The following is a 17036-nucleotide window of genomic DNA, read 5'->3' as shown; positions in this document are numbered from 1 at the left end:
GGCCGCCCGGGCTTAGTCGCGGATCCAGGTCTGGGTGCGGCAGATGAAGGCGATGCAGCCGGCCACGTCCAGCTTGTTGCCGCCGGGCTGCAGTTCCATCTTGGATTTGTAGACCTTGCCGGTGGCCGGGTCGAGGATCTGGCCGCCGGCCCACTTGCTGGCGCCGTCGGGCTTCAGGCTCCAGAGGATGGTCATGCCCTTCACCGGCTTGTTCTTGTTGGCGCCCTCGCAGCCGTCGCAGACCGGGTTGGGACCCTTGTCCGACTGCAGCACGTCCAGCACCTTGCCGGACAGCGAACCGTTGGCGGCCTGGGTGATTTCGACGATCGACTTCACCTTGCCGGTCTTGTCGTCGATGGTCTTCCAGCGGCCGGCCGGGCTGTCGGAGGCCTGTGCCGAAAGTGCGGCCAGGCACAGCGGCAGCGCCAGCAGCAGGGTCTTGAAGGTCTTGCGCATGGTCCCCTCCCAGGGTTCATTCCGGCACGATGCCGGTACACGCCGACTGTATACCCATTCGGCGGAGTATGGGAAAGGGGGCAGGGCTGCGCCCTGCATCCACGGTGGTGCCGGCCGCTGGCCGGCAACAGCAACAGCAACGGGATTCCGTGGGATGGCGGGGTGGGGCCGTTTGCGGGGGCGCTGCAAGTACATCCATGTAAGCTCGGTCGCCGCATCCATGCGGCTCACGCCCCCGCAACCGGCCCCACCCCGCCTTCGACAGGTCCCGTGTGCTGTTGGTAGGTGTCGACCCTGGTCGACACAGTAGATCCACGCCATGCGTGGATGACGCTTCCGGGATGACGCTTCCGGTGGTGGCGATGGGGTCAGATCCTTTTCCCTCGGAAAAGGGATCTGACCCCGAGGGCCTCAACCGGCTTCGTACAGCTCCAGCGGCAGGCCGTCGGGGTCGGCGAAGAAGGTGAAGCGGCGGCCGGTGTATTCGTCCACGCGGATCGGTTCGCAGTCCACGCCGTGCTCCGCCAGACGCCGGATGAACGGCTCCAGCGCAGCCACCCGGAACGCGAGGTGGCGCAGGCCCTGGGCCTCCGGGCGGCTGGGCCGCGGCGGTGGCGAGGGGAAGGAGAACAGTTCCAGCTGGCCGCCATCGGGCAGGGCCAGGTCCAGTTTCCAAGAATCGCGCGCGGCGCGGTGGTTCTCGGCCAGCACGCGCAGGCCGAGGATGCGCACGTAGAAGTCCTTCGAGCGTGCGTAGTCGCTGCAGATCAGCGCAGCGTGGTGGAAACCCAGCAGGGTGTCGGGGGCGGCAGTCATTGCAGGGTATCCAGCCAGCGCTGGGCGATCTTCTGCGCCAGCGGATAGGGTTCGGGGTCGTTGCGGTTGGTCAGCACGATCACGGTCAGGTGCTTTTGCGGATGGCGCACGATCACGTTGCGGAAGCCGATGCTCTCGCCGCTGTGCCATTGCACCGGTCCCAGCAGGCGCCAGCCGAAACCGTAATGCGGTACGTCGCGTTCCGGGGTACGGGTGGCCGGGCTGAACATCGCATCGCGCGAGGCCTTCGACAACAGGCGCTCGTCGTACAGCGCGGCATCCCAGCGGGCCAGGTCATCGAGCGAGGAATAGAGCCCACCATCGCCGAGCACGGCGCTGGTGGTGCTCTGGTCGGTGCGCTGCCAGCGGCCGTCGATCAGGCTGTAGCCGTAGGCGCGCGCGGCCACCGTATCGACGCCGTCCTGGTGGGCCACGGTGTGGGCCATGCCCAGCGGAACGAAGATGCGCTGCTGCAGGAAGGTGGCGAAATCCTGGCCGGAAGCGCGGCCGACGATCAGTGCCAGCAGCGCGTAGCCGCTGTTGCTGTAGCGGTACTGGGTGCCGGGCGCGAAGTTCAGGCGGTCCTGGCGTGAGAGCAGGGCCAGCACGTCGGCGTCGTGCACCTGGCGCGTATCGGCCGGGTCCATCAGGTCTTCGTAGTCGAGCAGGCCGCTGGTGTGCGAGAGCAGCTGGCGCAGGGTGATGGCTGCAGTGGCCGGCGGCAGTTCGGGCAGCCACTGCCGCGCGGTCTGGTCCAGCCCGAGCCTGCCATCCTCGACCAGCAGCAGCACCGCCGCGGCGGTGAACTGCTTGCTGACCGAGGCCAGCCGGAAATTGCTGGCCGGCGTCACCGCCGTGCCGTCTTCCAGCACCGCCAGGCCGTAGCCGCGGCGGAACACCGCTTGCCCGTTGTGCAGCACCAGCACGGCGGCGCCAGGCACCTGGCCGTCGTAGGCCTGCATCAGGCCGTCAATGCCCGCATCCGGTGGGGTCAGCACCGGAGCGGCGGCGCCCGCCAGGGGCAGCAGGCCCAGCACGGCGGTGAGCAGGGCGAGGGCAGGGCGCATGGCGGCTCCGGCAGGATCAGGGGGATGGGGCGGTCGCGGCGCTGGCTGGCTCGGCCATCCAGCGTTCCATCTTGCGGTCCAGCACATCCAGCGGCATCGAGCCGTCCTTCAGCAGTTCGGCATGGAAGCGGCGCAGATCGAAGGCGGCACCCTGGCGGGCCCTGGCCTTGTCGCGCAGGGCGACGATGGTGGTCAGGCCGGCCACGTTGGACAGCGCCTGGCCGGGCTGGGCCATGATCCGCTCGACTTCGGCGTTGGCATCATCGCTGCTCATGTCCACGGTCTTCTGCAGGTAGGCCACCGCCTGCTGCTTGCTCCAGCCCTGGGCATTGACGCCGGTGTCGGCCACTACGCGCGCGGCGCGCAGCAGGCGCGAGTACAGGTAACCGATGCGGTCATAGGGATCGGTGTAGACGCCCAGGTCCTCGCCCAGCGTTTCGGCGTACAGGCCCCAGCCTTCGACGAACGCAAGATCGCCGCCCAGGCGGCGGAAGCGTGGCAGCTTGGCCAGTTCCTGCTGCAGGCCCAGCTGTACATGGTGGCCGGGGATCGCTTCATGCAGGTACTGCACCGGCACGTTCCAGCGTTTGCGGCTGGGCAGGTCGCGGGTGTTGATGTAGAGCACGCCCGGCTGCCCCGCCGGCGACGGCTGGTAGGCGGCAGCGGCGGCGGTCAATGCACGCTCCGGTTCCACCGCACGCACCTCCAGTGCGGACCTGGGCAGCGTATCGAGCACCTGCGGCAGGCGCGCGTTGACCTGTTGCTGCACCTGGCGGTAGCGGTTGATCAGTGCGCTGGCATCGCTGTACTGGAACTGGCGGTCGTTGCGCATGCTGCGCAGCAGCTTGGCCGGCGTGCCACGCAGCTTGGCATCCTTCATCACCGCAGCGATCTGCGCCTGCAGTTCCTGCACGCGCTGCTCGCCCAGTGCGTGCAGCTGTGCGGCGGTCTGGTCGCTGGCGGTGGTCTGCACGATCAGGTTGGCATACCAGGCCTGGCCATCGGGCAGTGCGCCCAGGCCGCTGCTGGCGCGCGTGGCGGGCAGATATTCGGTGGCGATGAAACCGCGCAGGGCCCGGTAGGCCGGCATGATGCGCAGTTCGATCATGCGCTTGTACTCGGCGCTGATGCGCGCCTTGTCTTCGGCCGCGATGGTCGTGGGCATGGTGCGGATCGGCGACCAGAAGATGCTCTCTTCGGCGGTTGGCTTGATCACCGCATCCAGCTGCGGCAGAACCTTTTCCATCAGGTCGCGCGGCTGCACGACGCCGGCCTTCATGCCCTGGCGCATGTTGTCGATGGCCTGGTCGAACAGCTCGGGAATACCCAGCGAACGGCGCGACCAGGTGTCGTAGTCCTGCACCGTGTTGAACGGCTGCGCGCCGGCACCGGCACCGAGGATCGCCATGATGCTGCCGATGTTGTAGTACTGGCTGATCGGCATCATCCAGCTCGGGTAGCGCTCGGCCGCCAGCGAGGCGCGCGCATCGCGCACGAAGATCTCGTAGCTGAGCAGATCCTGGCCCTGCAGGCCGTCACTGCCGACCTTCTCGACCTTGCCCAGCCATTGCGTGGTGAAGTCATGCGACTGCTGGCGCCAGGCGGCCGACAGGATGTTGGGCAGCTGATCGTTGTAGCGCGCTTCGCCCTGGAACGTGGCCTGCAGCGGGTTCAACCGCATCGAGGCATCCCAGTACTCGTCATACAGGCGTTCCAGCTGCACCTGCTTGGGTACGGCGCGGGCCGGGGCGACCGGACGCGCGGCGGCGCGGCGCGCGCTGCTGCCACGGGCGGGCGCGGTGGCGCGGGCGGGCTTGGCCTTGGGCTTGGCCGCCTGGCGGGTCTGCGCGGCGGCAGGGCGGCTGGCCTTCTTCTTCGCTGCTTCGGCCGACGGCACGGCACTGAACAGGAACAACGCGGCGATGGCGGCGGCCAGGACGCGGGTGGGATGCGGCATCAGGAGCTTCCGTGGAACACAGACCGTGGAGCTTGCACGATCCGATCGCGTACGGCCAGCGTGAAGGCGCAGTCAGGTTACCGCTGCTGGGCCTTCAGTCAGCCGACGCAGCGGCACGCAGCGCGGCGGCGCGGTCGGCCCCCAGATAGCGTGTGATCGCGCGCCGCATCAGGTACAGCAAGGGAATGAGGGCGATCGCAAAGCCCATCTTGTAGAGGTAGTTGACGCTGCTGACCGCCAGGAACAACGACGTCGGCCACTGCTGCGGGCCCAGCACGAAGGCGATCCAGATCACCACGAAGCTGTCCACCACCTGCGAGACCGCGGTCGAACCGGTGGCGCGCAGCCACACGTGGCGTTCGCCGGTGGCCTGGCGGATGCGATGGAACACCGCCACGTCGATCAGCTGGCCGAGCAGGAAGGCCACCAGTGAACCGCCGATGGTCCACATGCCCTGGCCGAACACCGCCGCGAACGCGGCCTGGTAATCCGGCACGCCATGGTGGTCCATCGAGGTGACCCACCAGCTGGCCGGCGCCAGCGAGATCGCCGCGAAGGCGAACAGGAAGCCGTAGGCGATCAGCACCACCGCCAGCCACGAGATGAAGCGCACGCCGCGCTTGCCGAAGAACTCGTTGATGGTGTCGGTCATGATGAACACCACCGGCCACAGCAGGGTGCCGGCGGTGAAGCTGAGCGAGCCGGTCTGGCCGAACAGGTTCCAGTTCAGCGGGTCGATGCCCAGGGTGTCTTCCAGCGCGAAGATCTTCACCCCGATCAGCTCGGCCAGCACCGCGTTGCCGCAGAAGAACGCGGCCAGCACGATGAACAGCAGGACCGCGCGATCCTGCAGCGGGCGCTCGATCGGGGCGGGGATCATTGGCTGCGTTCGCCGGCGCGGGTGAACGGCACGCTGGACGGTGCCACCGCGCCACCGGAAATGATGAAGCTCATGGCCTGGTCGACGGTCCAGTCAGTTGGCGTCAGCAGCTCCACCGGCACGATTTCCAGATAGCCGGAGGTCGGGTTTGGCGTGGTCGGCACGTACACCGCCGCCAGCTCACGATCAGTGCCGTGTTCCTTGATGACGCGGGTGACCAGGCCGACCGACTTCATGTCGCGGTGCGGGAAGTCGATCAGCACCACACGCTGGGTGCTGCCCGGTTCGGTCTGCAGCATGTCCAGCAGCTTCTTGGCGCTGTCGTAGATGATGCTGGCCAGCGGAATGCGCTTGATGACCGCGCCGACCCAGCGCAGCAGGCGCTGGCCGAGCACGCGGCGACTGGCCACGCCCACCGCCAGGATCACCAGCAGGGTGGCCAGCAGGGCGATGGTGTCCTGGATCCATTCGGCGCGGACCCAGCCGAGGTAATGCGGGAAGCTGGTCGCGATCTGTTCCGACAGCGGCACCACCAGCGGGCTGGAAATGCCCGACAGCAGCACGAACACGAACTTGACCACGACCCAGGTCAGCCAGATCGGCAGCAGGGTCAGCAGGCCGGTCAGGAACAGGCGCTGCAGGGAGGGGCGGGGAACCAGGGCGGGGGCTTCGAGCGACATGGGCGCATTGTAGCGGCCAGCGCCGGTCGATTACGCTGGAATGTCGAAGGTAGCCATGACACATGGAAGGGACGCTGTGTTGAAGATCCTGCGCGCACTGGGCTGGGCCGGGGCCGCCCTGCTGGTGATGGTCATCGTGGTGTGGTGCGCCTCGCGCCTGTGGCCGGTGCCCGAATCGAGGGTGCAGGCGCAGCAGCGGCTGGAGGCGCGGTTGCCGGCGCATGGCCACAACGGTTACGCACTGTTGTGGACGCTGCCGTTTGACGGGCTGGATGCGGGCCAGCGCGAGCGGGCGCTGGCAGAGGACGCGCGGCGTTGGGATGCCGATCCGCGCGGTGAGACCGGCGCGCAGCCTCACCTGACCGCACTGCATGACGGGCTGCGTCCGCGCCCGGGCGCCAGCTGCGGGCCGACGGCCGGCAACTGCCTGGCCCAGGTGCGTGCCGATCCGCAGCGCTTCATCGACGCGCATGCCGGGCACCAGCAGCTGCACGCGCGCCTGGACCAGCTGGCCGAGGCGGATCATTTCGCGTCGCCATTCCCGCCCAAGGGTGATGGCATCCTCGTCCCGTTGCCGACCTATGGCCTGGTGGTGGACGCCACCAGCGCCCACGCGCTGGCCTATGTGCAGGGTGACATCGACGGGGCCTTGCGGGGCAGCTGCCAGGGGCTGCAACTGGGACGCCGGCTGCTGCCCGGTGGCAGCTACCTGGTCGAGAGCATCCTCGGCGCCAGCCTGGTGCAGGCCAATGCACAGCTGCTGGCGGACATGCTGGTCGAGCTTCCGGCTGACTATCCGCTGCCCGCGCAGTGCGAGCGGGCGATGCAGCCGATGCGCGCCGAAGAACAGAGCCTGTGCCGGGCGATGCAGGGCGAGTATGCGATGAGCCGGACCGCCATCGAGACCTCGGCGGGGGAATTCGGCGGCGTGCTGGTGCTGGATCGCAGCAGCACCCTGGCGCGCGTGGCCGGCAACCTCGGCTGGGCCTGCGGTGCGGCGGCGACGGCCGCGCTGGATGCGGATCGACCGTTGCCGCTGCCGGCACCGCCACAGCGTGACTTCGGTTGCCTGTCGAACATGCTGGGCTGCGTGCTGACCGAGATCGCCGCGCCGGCCTATCCGGCCTATGCGTCACGCACACAGGACGCCGCTGCGATGCTGCGATTGCTGTTGGCACAACGTTGGTTGCGGCAGCAGGCAGGCGATGCGCTGGATGCTTTGCCGCGGTTGCCTGCGCAGTTGCGCTCGCCGACCCGGGCGCCGCAGCTGTCGGCCGATGGCCGACGCCTGCAGGTGCCGCGACGCGCGCCGGCGCGCAGCGCGGACGAAGCGGCGTGGTTGTCGGTTCCGCTGCTGGCGGACGCGGGTTCAACCGTCGCCGCTGACTGAGGCCGGGCTCAGCGGCCGGCGACCATCGGATCGAAGCTCCAGCCGTTGCCGACGGTCTGCAGCGTCCAGCGTTGGCGGCCGCGCAGTGGCTCCCAGTGCACCTGTTCCTTGTCGTCCTCGATGCTGCCTTCGATCCGCTTCACCTTGCGCGTGGAAAAATTCACGCTCAGCGATGTGGTCTGGCCAGAGTTGCGCATCACCGAATCCTGGTCGTAGCCGATCAGCACGAAGGCACCGTCCTGCCAGCGGAAGGTGAACGCGGTGGTGCCCATCGACCAGCTGCCTGCGCTGGAGAAAGAGAACAACGCTACCTTCAGCGTGCCGCGCTGGATGCTGACGCCACCGTCTTCAAGCGGGTCGCTCATCACCGGGTTGTCCGGGCGTGGAATCAGCTGGTGGTCCTGCGCCGCAAGCACGTAGCCGGACGGACGCGACCAGGCGATGGCGAGGATGCGCGGGTTGCTGTCGTAGGGTGAGGGACCGAAGCCATCGTGCTCGATGACGTTGCGCGGGTCCTGCTGGCGCAGCACCAGCACCAGGTCCGCGCGGCCGTCCTGGTTAAGATCGCCCTCGCTGCTCGATTCCAGGGTCCAGCCAGTGGGCACGAATCCGGCCGCGTCGGCGGCCTGTGCCGGCAGCACCGGGTACTGCGCTGGCGGTAGATCCAGGGCGTGCGCTGCGCAGGGCAGCGCAACCAGCAGTGCGGCAAGGGCGTAACGGCGCATCGGAGCCTCCATGGCAAGGCAGCAGAGGATAGCGCCCGCGCGGCGGTCAGCGCGCGTGCGGTTTCAGGCGCAGGTAGACCTGCTTGCGCACCTGGGCAACCACCTCGCCGCTTTCATCGACCACGTCGTTGCTGAACCAGCGCAGCACTTTCTCACCGCTGGCCGCCTCGGCGCGCAGCTCGTCCAGCAGCGCGTCGTCGATGCGGAACGAGGTGCGGACGGTGCCGCGGCCGGGCTTGAGGAAGTCGATCGCGCCGGCGCGGTCCCACACATAGTAGTCGCGCCCCAGGGTATGCATGAGGCCGAGCATCCAGAACGGATCGGTCATTGCGAACAGGCTGCCGCCGAAATGCGTGCCGACGTAATTGCGGTTCCAGGGCCGCAGGCGCAGTTCCACGTCGATCTGCCGATAGTCCGGCGTGATGCGGGTGACATGGATGCCGGTGAACAGGAACGGCGGCCAGAGATTGAGGCCGAAGCGGAACGTGCTGGCTTTCATATGGATCCGGAGGCGCGGGGCGAGGGCTCCAGTCTAACCATTCGCATGCGTATGTTGCACCCCGGGGCGACCGGGCAGGGCATGTAGCGTCGAGCTTGCTCGACGGCTTTTGGTGTTGGCGCAGTCGGAGGGATATTTCAGGGTTTGCTGATGGGCAATGCTCGGCGCCCGCGCGATGCTTTACACATGCCAAGTCCAGCCCTGCTTCGTGGTCGGTGTTCCGTGATCGGGAACATCTATGTCATCACCAGCGTCACGGCTGGGCGCCGACTCACCTTTACCGATGTGCGCTGCGCGAACGCGCTGATCGCGGGGCTGCGTGACAGTGACAGGAGCGGAATCAGTCGATCTTTCGCCTGGATGATCATGCCCGATCATCTGCATTGGGTGATGCAGTTGCGTGCCGGAACCCTCGCGCGCTGCGTGCAGTCGCTCAAGTCCAGGGTAGCCATCGCCGTGAATGCGCGGTGCGGGGAACATCGGGCCGTGTGGCAGCGAGGCTATTACGATCACCTGGTTCGCAGCGAAGAGGATGTCCGGCGACAGGCGATGTATGTGATGGCCAACCCAGTGCGGGCCGGTCTGGCGTCATGCCTGGGGGAGTATCCCTTTGCGTGGTGCCGCTGGCCGCTTGAATGAGCGGTGATGCGGTTTGCGCAGTTGGCGCAGTCGAGCAAGCTCGACTCTACGTCCGACGGGCGTGGCCGATGGCCTTCGGCGCCGGTCATGCGCCGTCGATCACGAACCCGTCGCGGCCATTGGCCTTGGCCTGGTAGAGGGCGGTGTCGGCGCCCTCGACGAAGTGATGGGGTTGCAGCTCACTGTCGGGGATGCGGGTAAACACGCCGACGGTCAGCGTGACCTGGTCGTCGTTGCCTGTGCCCGAGGCCGGCAGCGCACGCACGCAATCGATCAGGTCCTCGATCACCTGCTGCGCTCCGGCGGCGGGCGTATCTGGCAGCACCAGCGCGAACTCGTCGCCGCCGTAGCGCGCGGCCATGTCGCGTGGGCGCCGGGCATGCGCACCGATCAGCCGCGCGACATCGCGCAGCACGCGGTCTCCGACCTGATGGCCGTGACGATCGTTGTGGCGCTTGAAATGATCGACATCGATCAGTGCCAGGCTGAGCGGCTTGCCGCTGCGTCGCGCAGCATCGCACTCCTGCTGCAGCGACTGCTCGAAGCGCAGCCGGTTGCCCAGCCCGGTCAGGGCATCGCGGTTGGCCTGGCGGTGCCAGGCCGAGATCCGCCAGATCGCCCAGACCAGCAGCACCAGCACGATGCCGAGCGTCGCGCTGGCCGGCGCCCACCACAGATCGGTGGCACGCAGCATCAGCCAGCTCAGCAAAGGTGCGGCCGGCAGCGAGCACAGCGCCACCAGCCAGGGCAGGCGCAGGCCTAGCAGGATCACGCACAGCGCTGCCAGCACGCCGCTGATGGCGTGCTGCCAGGCCGGCGACATCACGTCAATCTGCTTGTGCTGCAACAGCATCGAAGTGATGTTGGCCTGGTACTCGCTGCCACTCATCCAGAATTCGCGGGTGGTCGGGGTCAGCAGGCGCGGGGCGATGCCGCTGGCGGTCATGCCGACCACGATGCGGCGGCCGTGCAACATCGCCATGTCGACGTGACCGTCGAGCACATCGGCATAGGACACCTGCGGCAGCCGTTCCGGCGGACCGGCGTAGCGCACGCGCACGTAGTCGTCGCGTCGCCACTGATAAGGGGAATCCAGCGACGGTTCTGGGTCGGGCAGGCCGCGCACCGCGTCCGCTGGCAGGCCGGCCAGGGCCAGGCCCAGCGCCGGCCAGTGCGCTCGGCCGATGCCCGCATGCAGGTACACGCCGCGGGCGACGCCGTCGCCATCCATTTCAACATCGGTGTGGCCGATTGCCGCAGCGCTGGCTGCGATCTGCGGGATCGGCAGCATTTCCTCGGCCATGCGGTCGCCGGCCGCCGGCGCTGCCAGCACCGGCAGCACCACCCGGCCATTGCGACGGATTGCCGCTGCCAGCTGATCATCCTGACGGCTGTCGCGACGGTCCGGCTCGGACAGCATCAGGTCCAGCGCGACGCGCTCTGCGCCGGCGTCGGTCAGCCGGTCCAGCAGGCGTGCATGCACCGAGCGCGGCCAGGGCCACTGGCCGATGCGCTGCAGGCTGCCTTCGTCGATGGCCACGATCAGCACGCTGGGGTCGGGACGGTAGTCCCAGCTGCCGACCAGTGCATCGTAGGCCGCTTCGTCCTGGCGCCACAGCCATTGGCCCTGGCTGGCCAGCGCGGTCAGCACGCCGGCCAGCAGCGCCAGCACGATCCGTTTCGGCCAGGGCAGCGGCGAGCGCCTCACAACAACAACCAGAGCAGCAGGGCGCCACCGCCGGCGCCGTAGCACAGGCGGCAGGGCAGGGTGACCTGCTGTGCCGGGGAGAACTCGCCGGCGTGGCCGTCATCATCGATGTACTGCACGCGCACATGCAGCGTGCCGCGCCACGGGCGCTTGAAGCTGACCTGCGGTTCGAGCACGGTTTCGTCCACCAGCGGTGCCTTGAAATCGCCGCGGCGGTCGACCTGCACGCGGTAGCGCTGGCCGTCGCTGCCGGCCTGCCAGCGCAGGGTCAGTTCGCCGTGTGCGGCGTGCGGCGGCTGCAGGGCGGGATCGACTGGTTCGTTGCTCAGCTGCAGCGGCAGTGCCTGGCCGAAGCGGCCCTGGTGGCCATTGCCATCGCGCGAGGCCACCCGCCAGAAGTACTGGCCCGGCGGCAGCGGTTGCGCCAGGCGCAGGTCGGTGCCCTGGCTGGCCTGCTCCTGCAGCGGCTGCAGGAAGGTCGGCTCGGCGGCGATCTGCAGCACGCTGCTGCGCGCGCCGGGGGCCTGGGTCCAGCGGAAACGCGGGCGGTCGCTGTTGACGGTCTGCCCGTGCAGCGGGGACAGCGTGATCGGCGGCGCGGGCTGATCGCTGAGTTCGAAATCGGCGCTGGCGTCAAGGCCTTCCACGCCCTGTACATCGACAGCGCGCAGCAGGATGCGCAGCTGGCCGGGCGGCAGGTCGCCGATCGCCAGCCGGGTGTCGCGGGTAGTGGCGGCAAACAGCAGGATTTCCGGCGTCGCCGCCTGCACCACTTCGACACGGTAGTGCGCGGCGCCGCTGACCGGCTCCCAGGCCAGCAGCGTCGGCAACGGTGCCAGGCGCAGTTCATCGCTGCGCAGCTGTGGCGCCGGCAGCAGGGCGGAGACGTCCTCCGGCGCCGCATCGGCGCTGCCGCTGCGGCTGGCCTGCCCCGGCTGGACCATGCGCTGGCCATGGGGGTTGCCAACCTGCACCTTGCCCTGCAGGACTTCGGTGGCCGCGATCTGGCCGCTGTCGCCGGCACTGACCCGGAACACGGTGCCGCGCACGCTGCTGGTCGCGGTGGGGGCATCGATGATGTAGCGCGAGGCGGGGCCGCGGGCCGGGGTCACCCGGTTGCTGGCCCGGCCCTGCTGCAGGCGCAGGCGGGTATCGACCATGCCGGTGTGGCCGTAGCGGCTGAGCTGGTCCAGGCGCAGGCGCGAGTATTCACGCAGCTGCAGGCGCGAGGCATCGGCAAATTCGAGGGTGACGCTGGAGTCGCCTTCAGTGGCCACGGTGTCACCGATATGCAGCTGCTCGCCGGCGCGGATCGCGCGTGTCGCGCTGCCATCGGCACCGGCCAGCTCGACCGTGCCACGCACCGACAGCACCCGCGCCGGCGCCGGCTCGGTGCGCAGCCAGCGGATCGGGAAGCGCAGCAGCTGGCCCGGTGGCAGCTGGTAGGGATTGTCGATGCGGTTGTGCTGCTGCAGCTGCTGCCAGCGCACAGAGGGTTTCAGGTACAGCCCGCCGAGGTCCCACAGGGTATCGCCGGGACGGACCCGGTAATTCCAGTCCTGGGCGCCGGCGACGGCCGGCAGCAGAAGCAGGAGGCACAGCAGGGCGCCCTTGAAGCGCATGGCGAACGACAGCGAGCGGACGAAGGTCACAGTTTGCAATCCCGGCAAAGCGGGGGTGCAGCTGCAAGACCTCATGGCCCCGACCTCATCCCCCCGAACGGATCGTGGCGGCCGCATGGCCGCCATCGCGCGCATTATTGCCCGTGCTCAGTGCAGGGATTCTGAACGAAGCGGGTTCCCGTTCAGAACAGCAGGGAGGCCATCCGGCGTCGGTACTGGCCGACCAGGTCCTCGTCGGAGATCACATTGAAAGCGTCGATCAGCGCCTTGCGCGGCAACCCGTCCTCGAAGCCACGGTCGATCCGCAGCATTTCCAGGAACTGCGCCAGGGCGGCCTCGTCATGGCCGCCGAGCAGCAGCTGCACGCCACGCAGGTGGCGGGCCTTGAGATCCTGGCCGTCGGCGGCGATGCGCGCCTCCAGCACGTCGGCGGCCGGCGCATCCTTCAGTGCAGCGGCGAACGCCAGGCGGGCGCGGGCGCGCACGGCGCGGTCGTCGGTGGCCAGGTTGGCCGGGAGGCTGTCGATCAGGGTGCCGGCTTCGTCGACCCCGCCGATCTGCAGCAGCGCCAGCGCCAGGTCGAGTTTCAGTTCGTCCTTGTCCGGTTCGGCAGCGATCTGGGCGCGCAGCACGTCCACCTGCGCCTGCGGGTCCAGCGGCGCCTCGTCCTCGGCAGCGGTGTCACCGACGTCGGCCGGCACGATGCCGTGCTGGGCCAGGAACTCACGCAGCTGGCCTTCCGGGATGGCGCCGGGGAAGCCGTCCACCAGCTGGCCGCCCTTGACCAGGAACACGGTGGGCACCGAGCGGATCTGGAAGGCGGCGGCGATCTGCTGTTCCTTGTCGACATCGACCTTGGCCAGCTCGAAGGCGCCGTTGTACTCGGCGGCCAGCTTTTCCAGCATCGGGCCCAGGGTCTTGCACGGGCCGCACCAGGTGGCCCAGAAGTCGACCAGCACCGGCGTCTGCAGCGACTTCTGCAGGACTTCGGCCTCGAAGGTCGCAGTGGTGGCGTCGAATACGTAGGTCGTCTCGGTCATGGGGGAGGCATCGATTGGCATCTGGAGACCGATTCTATGGTGACGATCGCTGCCGGTCTCAACCCGGACTGCGGCAAATGCCTGACAATGCGCCTTTCCCGCCGCCGCTGTTCCCGGAGTCTGCATGTCGTTTCTGTCCCCGCTGCTGCGCCTGTCGGGCCTGATGGCCGCGCTGCTGTTCGTGCTGGCGGTGCTGGGCTTCGGCGCCGGCCTGGATGGCTATGCGCAGGCCCGCCACCCGGTGGCCCTGCTGGGCGCACACGGCGTGCCGCACGCGCTGGCCTTCAACCTGCTGGGCTTCGTGCTGCCGGGCCTGCTGGCGGCGGTGGTGGCCGAGTGCCTGCGCCGCCGGCTGCCGGCCACGGCCGGCTGGGCGCCGCGGGTCGGCAGCCAGATGCTGCTGCTGGCCGGGCTCGCATTCGCCGCGATGGGCCTGCTGCCGCTGGATGTGGACGACCTGCACGGGCCAGCCAGCCAGCTGCACGCCAGCGCCTGGATGATCTGGGTACTGGGCTTCGTCGCCGGCACCCTGCTGCTGGGCATGTTCAACCTGCGCCAGGCGCATGGCCGTGCCCAGGGCGGGCTGGCGGTGGCCTGCGGCGTGCTGGCGGCAGTGGCCGCCTTTGCCCTGCAGGGCCAGGTGCCGGCGCCCCTGGCACAGCGCCTGGCCTTCGCCTGCTGGGCGCTGTGGCTGGCGGTGGCGCTGCCGCTGTCGCGACCACGCTGAGACGGACGGCGGGCGACGGCGACGGCGGCGGCGCGCGGCCGGGATTGGAGCCCCATGCCGCACTGCGGTACGCTGTACCGCTTTGCCGCCGCATCCGCGTGTTCCATGACCAGCGCTGAAACCAACGCCTACGACCCGCAGCAGGTTGAATCCGCCGCCCAGCAGTTCTGGGATGCCACCCGCGCCTTCGAAGTCGACGAGACCTCGGACAAGCCGAAGTACTACTGCCTGTCGATGCTTCCGTACCCGTCCGGTGCATTGCACATGGGCCACGTGCGCAACTACACGATCGGCGACGTGATCAGCCGCTACAAGCGCATGACCGGCCACAACGTGCTGCAGCCGATGGGCTGGGACGCGTTCGGCCTGCCGGCGGAAAACGCCGCGATCAAGAACAAGACCGCCCCGGCGGCGTGGACCTACAAGAACATCGAGCACATGCGTGGCCAGTTCAAGGCCATGGGCTATGCGGTGGACTGGTCGCGCGAGTTCGCCACCTGCCGCCCGGACTACTACGTCCACGAGCAGCGCATGTTCACCCGCCTGATGCGCAAGGGCCTGGCCTACCGCCGCAACGCAGTGGTGAACTGGGACCCGGTCGACCAGACCGTGCTGGCCAACGAGCAGGTCATCGACGGCCGTGGCTGGCGCTCCGGCGCGCTGGTGGAGAAGCGCGAGATCCCGCAGTGGTTCCTGCGCATCACCGACTATGCCCAGGAACTGCTGGACGGCCTGGATGAACTGGACGGCTGGCCCGATTCGGTCAAGACCATGCAGCGCAACTGGATCGGCCGCTCCGAAGGCCTGGAAATCCAGTTCGACGTGCGTGACGTCGATGGCGGCGTGCTGGATCCGCTGCGCGTGTTCACCACCCGCCCGGACACCGTGATGGGCGTGACCTTCGTGTCGATCGCCGCCGAGCATCCGCTGGCGCTGCACGCGGCGAAGAACAACCCGGAGCTGGCGGCGCTGCTGTCGGAAATGAAGCAGGGCGGCGTGTCCGAGGCCGAGCTGGAAACCCAGGAAAAGCGCGGCATGGATACCGGCCTGCGCGCCATCCATCCGGTCACCGGCGAGAAGGTGCCGGTGTGGGTCGCCAACTTCGTGCTGATGGGCTATGGCACCGGTGCGGTGATGGCCGTTCCCGGCCATGACCAGCGCGACAACGAAGTGGCCAACAAGTACGGCCTGCCGATTGTGCAGGTGATCGCGCTGAAGGACCCGCGCAACGACGACGAGCGCACCTGGGACGGTGCGCGCTGGCAGGACTGGTACAGCGACAAGAGCCGCCAGACCGAACTGGTCAACTCGGCCGAGTTCGATGGCCTGGACTTCCAGGGCGCCTTCGAAGCCCTGGCCGAACGTTTCGAGCGCAAGGCTCAGGGCCAGCGCCGCGTCAACTACCGCCTGCGCGACTGGGGCGTGAGCCGCCAGCGCTACTGGGGCTGCCCGATCCCGGTGATCTACTGCGCCAAGTGCGGCGCGGTGCCGGTGCCGGAAGAACAGCTGCCGGTGGTGCTGCCGGAGGACGTGGCGTTCTCGGGCACCGGTTCGCCGATCAAGACCGACCCGGAATGGCGCAAGACCACCTGCCCGGACTGCGGCGGCGCGGCCGAGCGCGAGACCGACACCTTCGACACCTTCATGGAGTCGAGCTGGTACTACGCGCGCTACACCTCGCCGGGTGCCCGCGATGCGGTCGACAAGCGCGGCAACTACTGGCTGCCGGTCGACCAGTACATCGGCGGCATCGAGCACGCGATCCTGCACCTGATGTATTTCCGCTTCTACCACAAGCTGCTGCGCGACGCGCGGATGGTGGACAGCAACGAACCGGCACGCAACCTGCTGTGCCAGGGCATGGTGATCGCCGAAACCTACTACCGCCCGAACCCGGATGGCTCCAAGGACTGGATCAACCCGGCCGACGTGGAAGTGCAGCGCGATGAGCGCGGCCGCATCACCGGCGCCACCCTGATCGCCGACGGCCAGCCGGTGGTGGTCGGTGGCACCGAGAAGATGTCCAAGTCTAAGAACAATGGTGTTGACCCGCAGGCGATGGTCGACAAGTACGGTGCCGACACCGTGCGCCTGTTCTCGATGTTCGCAGCGCCGCCGGAACAGTCGCTGGAGTGGAACGAGGCCGGCGTGGACGGCATGGCCCGCTTCCTGCGCCGCCTGTGGGCCCAGGTGCAGAAGCACGCGGCCGATGGCGCCGCCCCGGCGCTGGACGTGGCCGCGCTGGACGCCAACCAGAAGGCGCTGCGCCGCAAGACCCACGAGACCATCGGCAAGGTCGGCGACGACTACGGCCGCCGCCACAGCTTCAACACCGCCATTGCCGCGGTGATGGAGCTGATGAACGCGCTGGCCAAGTTCGAGGACGGCAGTGCACAGGGCCGCGCGGTGCGTCAGGAAGCGCTGCAGGCCATCGTGCTGCTGCTCAACCCGATCACCCCGCATGCCAGCCACGCCCTGTGGCAGGTGCTGGGCCATGGCGAGACGCTGCTGGAAGACCAGCCGTTCCCGCAGGCCGACAGCGGCGCGCTGGTGCGCGATGCGCTCACCCTGGCGGTGCAGGTCAACGGCAAGCTGCGCGGCACCATCGAGGTCGCCGCCGACGCCGCGCGCGAGCAGGTTGAAGCGCTTGCCCTGGCCGAGCCGAATGCGGCCAAGTTCATGGAAGGCCTGACCGTGCGCAAGATCATCATCGTGCCGGGCAAGATCGTGAACATCGTCGCCGCCTGATGTACCCGCACCGGCCATCCGTACGGTGGCCGGTGCGTTTTCCCGGTGCGGGCCCGGTGGTTGATGGCCCTGCATTCACGCG

15 protein-coding genes are annotated in these 17036 nt (G+C 68.6%); 4 read left to right on the top strand and 11 right to left on the bottom strand.

The window, feature by feature from the left end; translation table 11 throughout:
* Positions 1-12: 12 nt before the first annotated feature.
* The 6 genes from C9412_RS08040 to C9412_RS08015 all read right to left on the bottom strand — a co-directional run bounded on the left by C9412_RS08040 (position 13) and on the right by C9412_RS08015 (position 5856).
* On the bottom strand, positions 13-456 hold the full coding sequence (locus C9412_RS08040; RefSeq protein ID WP_107231139.1) for a DUF2147 domain-containing protein: 444 nt from the start codon (positions 454-456) through the stop codon (positions 13-15).
* 411 nt (positions 457-867) lie between these two features.
* On the bottom strand, positions 868-1272 hold the full coding sequence (locus C9412_RS08035; protein ID WP_107231138.1) for a VOC family protein: 405 nt from the start codon (positions 1270-1272) through the stop codon (positions 868-870).
* Positions 1269-2339 (bottom strand): serine hydrolase domain-containing protein, encoded by a 1071-nt coding sequence (locus tag C9412_RS08030; RefSeq protein ID WP_107231137.1) that lies wholly within the window; start codon positions 2337-2339, stop codon positions 1269-1271. The genes C9412_RS08035 and C9412_RS08030 overlap by 4 nt, the downstream gene beginning before the upstream one ends.
* Positions 2340-2355: 16 nt before the next feature.
* Positions 2356-4296: a DUF885 family protein gene (locus C9412_RS08025; protein WP_107231136.1), complete on the bottom strand. Its 1941-nt coding sequence runs from the start codon at positions 4294-4296 to the stop codon at positions 2356-2358.
* A 94-nt stretch (positions 4297-4390) separates the two neighbouring features.
* A complete protein-coding gene (locus C9412_RS08020) occupies positions 4391-5176 on the bottom strand; it encodes a queuosine precursor transporter (protein WP_107231135.1) in 786 nt (261 codons plus the stop codon).
* Positions 5173-5856, bottom strand: a complete 684-nt coding sequence (locus C9412_RS08015) for a DUF502 domain-containing protein (RefSeq protein ID WP_107231134.1) — start codon at positions 5854-5856, stop codon at positions 5173-5175. Before C9412_RS08015 ends, C9412_RS08020 begins: the two co-directional genes overlap by 4 nt.
* Before the next feature lie 76 nt (positions 5857-5932).
* Here C9412_RS08015 and C9412_RS08010 point away from each other — a divergent pair, with 76 nt between their 5' ends.
* Complete coding sequence (locus C9412_RS08010; RefSeq protein ID WP_107231133.1) at positions 5933-7246, top strand: hypothetical protein; 1314 nt, start codon at positions 5933-5935, stop codon at positions 7244-7246.
* Positions 7247-7254: 8 nt separating this feature from the next.
* Here C9412_RS08010 and C9412_RS08005 read toward each other — a convergent pair whose 3' ends face one another.
* Together C9412_RS08005 and C9412_RS08000 are read right to left on the bottom strand one after the other, a co-directional pair.
* Positions 7255-7971 (bottom strand): hypothetical protein, encoded by a 717-nt coding sequence (locus C9412_RS08005; protein WP_107231132.1) that lies wholly within the window; start codon positions 7969-7971, stop codon positions 7255-7257.
* Positions 7972-8017: 46 nt separating this feature from the next.
* Positions 8018-8470, bottom strand: a complete 453-nt coding sequence (locus tag C9412_RS08000) for a DUF4442 domain-containing protein (RefSeq protein WP_107231131.1) — start codon at positions 8468-8470, stop codon at positions 8018-8020.
* Positions 8471-8692: 222 nt separating this feature from the next.
* Here C9412_RS08000 and C9412_RS07995 point away from each other — a divergent pair, with 222 nt between their 5' ends.
* Entirely contained in the window at positions 8693-9109 is a 417-nt protein-coding gene (locus C9412_RS07995; RefSeq protein WP_308811147.1) for a transposase, read from the top strand.
* An 85-nt stretch (positions 9110-9194) separates the two neighbouring features.
* Here the strand turns inward: C9412_RS07995 and C9412_RS07990 are convergent, their stop codons facing one another.
* The 3 genes from C9412_RS07990 to trxA form a co-directional block, all read right to left on the bottom strand.
* Positions 9195-10817: a CHASE2 domain-containing protein gene (locus tag C9412_RS07990; protein WP_107231129.1), complete on the bottom strand. Its 1623-nt coding sequence runs from the start codon at positions 10815-10817 to the stop codon at positions 9195-9197.
* Positions 10814-12514: a FecR domain-containing protein gene (locus C9412_RS07985; RefSeq protein ID WP_107231128.1), complete on the bottom strand. Its 1701-nt coding sequence runs from the start codon at positions 12512-12514 to the stop codon at positions 10814-10816. The genes C9412_RS07990 and C9412_RS07985 overlap by 4 nt, the downstream gene beginning before the upstream one ends.
* Before the next feature lie 107 nt (positions 12515-12621).
* Positions 12622-13479, bottom strand: a complete 858-nt coding sequence (gene trxA, locus C9412_RS07980) for a thioredoxin (protein WP_107231127.1) — start codon at positions 13477-13479, stop codon at positions 12622-12624.
* Between the two features lie 124 nt (positions 13480-13603).
* On the opposite strand from trxA, the gene C9412_RS07975 reads away from it, so the two are divergent.
* Together C9412_RS07975 and leuS are read left to right on the top strand one after the other, a co-directional pair.
* On the top strand, positions 13604-14206 hold the full coding sequence (locus tag C9412_RS07975) for a DUF998 domain-containing protein (RefSeq protein ID WP_107231126.1): 603 nt from the start codon (positions 13604-13606) through the stop codon (positions 14204-14206).
* Between the two features lie 105 nt (positions 14207-14311).
* A complete protein-coding gene (gene leuS, locus C9412_RS07970) occupies positions 14312-16954 on the top strand; it encodes a leucine--tRNA ligase (protein ID WP_107231265.1) in 2643 nt (880 codons plus the stop codon).
* Positions 16955-17036 lie beyond the last annotated feature (82 nt).

The sequence above is a fragment of the Stenotrophomonas sp. Nf1 genome (assembly GCF_003028475.1).
GTDB lineage: Bacteria > Pseudomonadota > Gammaproteobacteria > Xanthomonadales > Xanthomonadaceae > Stenotrophomonas.
The sequence above is the reverse complement of the archived record's forward strand: the minus strand, read 5'-3'. Positions and strand labels throughout refer to the sequence as shown.

Bases quoted from the DNA above. Each gene is read 5' to 3' on its own strand.
- C9412_RS08025 (WP_107231136.1), bottom strand. From the start codon at position 4,296: ATGCCGCATCCCACCCGCGTCCTGGCCGCCGCCATCGCCGCGTTGTTC.
- leuS (WP_107231265.1), top strand. From the start codon at position 14,312: ATGACCAGCGCTGAAACCAACGCCTACGACCCGCAGCAGGTTGAATCC.
- C9412_RS07975 (WP_107231126.1), top strand. From the start codon at position 13,604: ATGTCGTTTCTGTCCCCGCTGCTGCGCCTGTCGGGCCTGATGGCCGCG.
- C9412_RS08020 (WP_107231135.1), bottom strand. From the start codon at position 5,176: ATGATCCCCGCCCCGATCGAGCGCCCGCTGCAGGATCGCGCGGTCCTG.
- C9412_RS08000 (WP_107231131.1), bottom strand. From the start codon at position 8,470: ATGAAAGCCAGCACGTTCCGCTTCGGCCTCAATCTCTGGCCGCCGTTC.
- trxA (WP_107231127.1), bottom strand. From the start codon at position 13,479: ATGACCGAGACGACCTACGTATTCGACGCCACCACTGCGACCTTCGAG.
- C9412_RS08030 (WP_107231137.1), bottom strand. From the start codon at position 2,339: ATGCGCCCTGCCCTCGCCCTGCTCACCGCCGTGCTGGGCCTGCTGCCC.
- C9412_RS07985 (WP_107231128.1), bottom strand. From the start codon at position 12,514: ATGAGGTCTTGCAGCTGCACCCCCGCTTTGCCGGGATTGCAAACTGTG.
- C9412_RS08040 (WP_107231139.1), bottom strand. From the start codon at position 456: ATGCGCAAGACCTTCAAGACCCTGCTGCTGGCGCTGCCGCTGTGCCTG.
- C9412_RS08015 (WP_107231134.1), bottom strand. From the start codon at position 5,856: ATGTCGCTCGAAGCCCCCGCCCTGGTTCCCCGCCCCTCCCTGCAGCGC.
- C9412_RS08035 (WP_107231138.1), bottom strand. From the start codon at position 1,272: ATGACTGCCGCCCCCGACACCCTGCTGGGTTTCCACCACGCTGCGCTG.
- C9412_RS08005 (WP_107231132.1), bottom strand. From the start codon at position 7,971: ATGCGCCGTTACGCCCTTGCCGCACTGCTGGTTGCGCTGCCCTGCGCA.